We start from the raw sequence: 5971 nt of genomic DNA, 5'->3' as shown, positions 1-5971 counted from the left end.
GATCCGGATGGTAATCCGGTGAAGGAGCTCACGGTTCCTGGTGAGGGTGTGTGGACGGTGAACGACGATGGGTCGATCACGTTCACTCCGGAGGAGGGCTTTGAGGGTCAGCCGACGGATATCGCTTACACGGTTCAGGACACTGAGGGCAACGAGGTGACGGCGAATGTGGTTGTCACCTATGTGGATCCGCCGCAGGCGCACGACGACCTGTCCGAGGACAACCCGCAGGGTGACCCGGTGATGGTGCAGGTCCTTGAGAACGATGAGGGCGATCTCGATCCCTCAACGGTGAATATCACTGATCCTGAGTCCGGTGAGCCGGTGAAGGAGCTGGAGGTTCCTGGTGAGGGTGTGTGGACGGTGAACGAGGATGGTTCGATCACCTTCACGCCCGAGGAGGGCTTTGACGGCCAGCCGACGGATATCCGCTACACGGTTGACGATGCCCACGGCAACGAAACCTATGCGGATGTACACATCACATACGTTGATGAAGACCCGGTGATGCCGGAGGCGAACAACGATGAGTCGTTGAACAACCCGCGTGGCCCGGTGACGGTGGATGTGCTGGACAACGATGAGGGTGATCTCGATCCGTCCACGGTGAACATCACGGATCCTGACGGTAATCCTGTCAAGGAGCTGGTGGTTCCTGGTGAGGGTGTGTGGACGGTGAACGACGATGGGTCGATCACCTTCACGCCTGAGGATGGTTTCGAGGGCAACCCGACTCCGATTCAGTACACGGTTGAGGATGTCAATGGCAACGAGACCGGTGCCACGGTGACCATCACGTATGTGCCGGTCACCCCGACGCCGGATCCGAGCGAGGACCCGACTTCGGATCCGAGTCAGGACCCGACTTCGGATCCGAGTCAGGACCCGACGAAGGATCCCAAGCCAAATCCGGGCGACCCGGGCGACCCGAACGATGATGGGAAGCCTCTGCCGCGGACTGGCGTGACTGGCTTCACGGCCTTCGCGCTGGTGAGTGGGCTGGTACTGCTGTCGGCAGGAGGTGTGATCATGTGGGCAGCTCGCAGGCACGACGCACCGTGACCTGAGGAGCTGAGGTAGAAGCTGCGGGGGTGAAGCATCGCACGATGTTTCACCCCCGCAGTGACGTCTTCGTCTCCGGACCTCAGGAGGACATATTCACTCGTCATTATGTAGCGCAGGTCACGCGGTAGGCTCCTGCTATGTCGGAATCGTCAGCATCGCGCGCTCAGTCCATCCGATCCGCAAGCAAGCGGCTCGACTCCTTCCACTCCGCCTCCTACTTCTCCGCGGCGGTGGCCCAGGCGCTCGCCGAGGCCGGGCTCAGCCCCCGCAACCAGTACCTCGCGGTGCGGAGCGCGCCTCTGGGCGCCGCCTCGCCGGAACTGGTGACCGCGACCTTCTACAGCTTCTCCCCGGCCTTCGTCGCCGCGCGCGTCCCCGCGTGCTGGGACGAGGCCGCGCCGTCGGAGGTGTGCGCGGCGCGCCTGGCGGGGGTCGAGGCGATGTGCGCCGAGCTCTTCTCCGCCTCGGCGGCAGGCTCCGCGGACTCGCTCGAGGAACTCCGCGCCGCGGCGGAGCGCGTCCGTGAGGCCCTTGCCCCGGTCCTCGCGGCACAGGATCTCAGCGGTCGCGCGCTCTACGCCGGGCACCGCGCCGCGCTGCGGCCGGAGGCCGTCCGCGCCCAGGACGGGACGCTGCAGGTCTTCCTCGACCTGTGGGCGGACATCACGCTGCTGCGCGAGTACCGCGGGGACGGCCACCTCGCCTCGCTCATCTCCGGCGGGCTCACCGGACTGGAGGCGATCGTGCTCGACTCCGCGACGGGCAGGAGCTTCACCCCGACCGCGATGCGGAAGTCACGCGGCTGGAGCGAGGAGGAGTGGCGCGCCACGGCGGAGCTCCTCGCGGACCGCGGCCTGCTCACGGACGGCACGGACTCCGCCGATCTCGCGGAGGAGGGCCTGGAGCTCAAGGCCGCGATCGAGGATCTCACCGACGACTCCGTGGCCGCGGCCTGGGAGGTGCTCGACGACGCCGCGCTCGCCGCGCTCAAGACGGACGCGAAGGCGCTCGCGGTCCGGGTGGCCGAGTCCGGGACGATTCCCCGGAAGCTGTTCGGCCACGGCTGAGCTCAGCCCTTCGCCGCGTACTCCGCGACGACCTCGGCGGCGATGGTCCTGGCCTCCTCGGACGTGGGCTCCTCCGGGCGGAACGCCGCCCGCCGGTAGTAGGCGAGTTCGCGGATCGAGTCCTGGATGTCTCCCAGGGCGCGGTGTCCGCCGGTCTTCTCCGGGGACTGGAAGTAGGCGCGCGGGAACCAGCGCCGGCTGAGCTCCTTGATGGAGGACACGTCGATGATCCGGTAGTGCAGGTGGTCCACGAGCTCCGGCATCTGCTTGACGAGGAACGCCTTGTCCGTGCCCACGGAGTTGCCGCCCAGCGGTGCCCTGCCGGCCTCCGGCACGTGCTTCCGGATGTAGGCGAGCACCTGCGCCTGCGCGTCCTCGACCGTCGTCCCGTCGTCCAGCTCCGTGATGAGTCCGGATGCCACGTGCATCTTCGTGACGAAGTCGTTCATGTTCTCACGTGCCGCCCGGGACGGGCGGATGACGACGTCGATCCCCTCATCGAGGGGCTCGAGGTCGAAATCGGTGACGATCGCCGCCACCTCGATGAGCTCGTCGACCTCGAGGTCGAGGCCCGTCATCTCGCAGTCGATCCAGACGATTCTCTCTGCAGCCATGCCCACGATCTTATGCCCCGATGAGACGGTGCCCGGCACCGGCTGAGTAGTACTGTGAGCGTATGACGCTCTCGCGCTCCGGCGCCGCCCGCCCGCTCCGCATCCTGCTTCCCGCGCTCCTCGTCCTCGCCTGGCTGGGTGCGGCCGCGGTGGGAGGGCCGTACTTCGGCCGGGTCGACGAGGTGTCCTCGAACGACCGGACCGCCTACCTGCCGTCCTCGGCGGAGGCCACCGTGGTCCAGGAGCGCCTGTCCGACTTCACCTCGGCGGAGGCGGTGCCTGCGGTGGTGGTCTTCACCTCCGAGGACGGCGGAGCACTCTCCGGGCCTGCGCTCGCCGCGATCGGTGAGGCGGTCGAGGACGCGGGAGACCTTCCCGTCGTCGCTGCCGATGTCTCGCCGGCGATCCCCTCGGAGGACGGCCGCGCCGCGCAGGCCTTCGTACCGGTGGACGTGGCCGCGGACGCGGGGGAGGCGGTGACCGCGCTCGGTGACGAACTCCGCGCCGAGGTCCCGGCCGGAGTGGCCGTCCACGTCACCGGCCCCGCGGGCTTCTCCGCCGACCTGGGCGAGGCATTCAGCGGCATCGACGGTCTGCTGCTGGGCGTCGCGCTCGCCGCGGTGCTGGTGATCCTGCTCCTCGTCTACCGTTCGCTCCTCCTTCCGTTCGCCGTGCTGGGAACCTCCGTGTTCGCGCTCTGCGCCGCACTCCTCACCGTGTGGTGGCTGGCGAAGTCCGGTGCGATCCTCCTGTCCGGCCAGACGCAGGGCATCCTGTTCATCCTGGTCATCGGCGCCGCGACGGACTATGCCCTCCTGCTCACGGCCCGTGCCCGGGAGGCGTTCGCGCACGAGGCGCGTTCCTGGGACGCCGTGCGGACGGCGGTGCGCGGCACCGTCGAGCCGGTCCTCGCCTCCGGCGGCACCGTCATCGCGGGGCTGCTCTGCCTGCTCCTCTCGGACCTGCGGTCCAACAGCGCGCTGGGGCCGGTGGCGGCGATCGGCATCGCCTTCGCCATGCTCTCCGCCCTCACGTTCCTGCCGGCCGTGCTCGTCCTGCTGGGTCGGGCGGCCTTCTGGCCGCGCATGCCGCGCCCGCCTGCAGCGGACAGTGCGCAGGCGGCCGGCGGGATCCGGTCGCGCCCTGCGCAGGCGACCGGCGCACGCCTCCTCACGGCGGATCGTCGTGCAGCTGCCGGTCCCGGCGGCGTCGGCACGGCACCGGCAGGCGACCTCGGCACGGGCCTGTGGGCGAGAGCGGCCCGGTTCGTGGGCCGGCGTGCCCGGTCCGTGTGGATCCTCACGACCCTCGTGCTGCTGGTGGGTGCGGCCTTCGTCCCGCAGCTGCGCGCGGACGGCGTGCCGCAGTCCGACCTCGTGCTCGGCTCCTCCGAGGCGCGCGAGGGGCAGGAGAGGCTCAGCGCGCACTTCCCCGGTGGGGCGGGATCCCCGGTCTACGTGCTCGTCGAGGAGGGACGGAGCGCCGAGGCCGCTCGGATCCTCGAAGGTGCCGCAGGGGTCGACTCCGTCGCGCTCACCGCCGCCGAGGCCCCTGCGGGCTCTGTGCCGGTGGATGCCGTGGGCGCACCTGCGCCGACGGTCTCCCGCGGCGAGGTGCTCCTGCAGGCGACGCTGGCCTCGGCGGCGGACTCCGCCGAGGCGGAGGAGACGGTGCGTGCTCTCCGCGCGGCCCTCCACGCACTCCCGGGGGATGTGCGCGTGGGCGGGGTGACGGCGACCGCGATCGACACGAACGACGCCGCCGTCCACGACAGGACCCTCATCATCCCCGTCGTCCTGGGTGTGATCCTGCTCATCCTCGTCGTCCTGCTGCGCTCGGTGCTCGCACCCGTGCTCCTCATCGCGACGACGGTCCTCTCCTTCGGCACGGCGATGGGCGTCTCCGCGCTCGTCTTCAACCACGTCCTCGGATTCCCGGGCGCGGACCCCGCGGTGCCGCTGTACGGCTTCGTCTTCCTCGTGGCGCTGGGCATCGACTACAACATCTTCCTCATGACCCGGGTGCGGGAGGAGGCTCGCACCCGCGGCACCCGGCGCGGGGTTCTGCGCGGCCTGGTGGTCACGGGCGGAGTCATCACCTCCGCCGGGATCGTGCTGGCGGCGACCTTCGCCGCTCTGGCCGTGATCCCCATCCTGTTCCTCGCGCAGCTCGCCTTCATCGTCGCGTTCGGAGTGCTCCTGGACACGTTCGTCGTGCGGACGCTGCTGGTGCCCGCACTGGTGTGGGACATCGGGCCGCGGGTGTGGTGGCCGGGCCGGGAGCGGGCGGGCGCACACGCGGACGGAGCCTCTGCGGCGGACCCGCCGGCCGGCGCGGCGTCGCAGGCTGAGCGCCGGCGAGGAAGACGCTGACCGCCTCCTCGTAGGGGACTCGGAGGGTGCTTCGCTAGACTCGGAACGCTGTTGACTTCTACGAAGGGACGCGCGTGCGCTACGTGCTGCCGGCCGTGCTGATTGTGCTCGGCCTCCTCTCCGGGACACTGGGCGTGCTCCAGAAGACCCTCTGGGCGCCCTCGGACACCCTGGTCGCGAGTGCTCAGCTCGACGATCCGGGGCCCGTCCTCGTGGTGGAGCCCGGTGTGCTCAACCTCTACGGCACTCCGGCGGAGCTGGAGGTCACCGCTGCGGACGCCGAGCAGGAGATCACCATCTCCCGCACCACCAAGGAGAACGCGGACGCCTGGGTGGGAGCCTCCGACGTCAGCCGTGTCACCGGCATGGCGGACGAGGACGCCCTCGCCGTCACCACCACGAAGGGAGGGGAGGGAGCGCCCGCCGAGGACGCCCCCGCCGAGGGCGAGGAGGCTCCCCCCGAGGAGCAGGAGGCCGATGCCGAGGCACTGGCCACCGTTCCGGCGCCCGGCTCCTCCGACCTGTGGGAGTCCACCGTCTCCGGCACCGGCAGCGCCTCGCTCACCTTCGACGAGGAGGCCGGACGGACGGCGTTCGTGATCGGCACGGACGGGGAGCAGCCCGCCGCGGCCGAGGTCTCCATCACCTGGCCCGCAGACGACTCGACGCCGTGGGCTCTCCCTCTCCTCATCGCGGGCGGAGTGCTCATCGTGGGAGGAGGGATCATGGGGTTCTTCGCGATCCGCAGGACCCGGTCGGAGGCGGAGCGCCGCCGCAGCCGCCAGGAGCGGCGCCGCAAGCTCGCGGAGACCGGCGCGGCCTTCGCGATCGTCCCCGTCATCGCGCTCGCCGG

Annotated in this window: 4 protein-coding genes and 1 pseudogene; 4 read left to right on the top strand and 1 reads right to left on the bottom strand. The window is 70.1% G+C overall.

All coding sequences use genetic code 11. The annotated features are described in order from the left end of the window. Both Q0A33_RS10405 and Q0A33_RS10400 read left to right on the top strand, forming a co-directional pair. Positions 1-1062, top strand: a 1062-nt coding sequence (locus Q0A33_RS10405; RefSeq protein ID WP_291795975.1) for a tandem-95 repeat protein, incomplete at its 5' end; no start/stop codon positions are given. Positions 1063-1202: 140 nt separating this feature from the next. Beyond that, positions 1203-2132 (top strand): hypothetical protein, encoded by a 930-nt coding sequence (locus Q0A33_RS10400; RefSeq protein ID WP_291795972.1) that lies wholly within the window; start codon positions 1203-1205, stop codon positions 2130-2132. Positions 2133-2134: 2 nt separating this feature from the next. On the opposite strand, the gene orn is transcribed toward Q0A33_RS10400, so the two are convergent. Then, positions 2135-2746, bottom strand: a complete 612-nt coding sequence (orn, locus tag Q0A33_RS10395; protein ID WP_291795969.1) for an oligoribonuclease — start codon at positions 2744-2746, stop codon at positions 2135-2137. Positions 2747-2808: 62 nt separating this feature from the next. On the opposite strand from orn, the gene Q0A33_RS10390 reads away from it, so the two are divergent. Both Q0A33_RS10390 and Q0A33_RS10385 read left to right on the top strand, forming a co-directional pair. Beyond that, positions 2809-5118, top strand: coding sequence for an efflux RND transporter permease subunit (locus Q0A33_RS10390; protein ID WP_291795966.1), 2310 nt, complete (start codon positions 2809-2811; stop codon positions 5116-5118). A gap of 74 nt (positions 5119-5192) precedes the next feature. Next, positions 5193-5971, top strand: a pseudogene (locus Q0A33_RS10385) (hypothetical protein); the annotation flags it as partial.

It is taken from the genome of Brevibacterium sp., assembly GCF_022712115.1.
In the GTDB taxonomy this organism is placed as follows: Bacteria; Actinomycetota; Actinomycetes; order Actinomycetales; family Brevibacteriaceae; genus Brevibacterium; species Brevibacterium salitolerans.
This window is presented reverse-complemented; position numbering and strand designations above follow the sequence as displayed.

Excerpts from the sequence above, each read along its gene's own strand:
- Q0A33_RS10400 (WP_291795972.1), top strand. The coding sequence starts at position 1,203 with ATGTCGGAATCGTCAGCATCGCGCGCTCAGTCCATCCGATCCGCAAGC.
- orn (WP_291795969.1), bottom strand. The coding sequence starts at position 2,746 with ATGGCTGCAGAGAGAATCGTCTGGATCGACTGCGAGATGACGGGCCTC.
- Q0A33_RS10390 (WP_291795966.1), top strand. The coding sequence starts at position 2,809 with ATGACGCTCTCGCGCTCCGGCGCCGCCCGCCCGCTCCGCATCCTGCTT.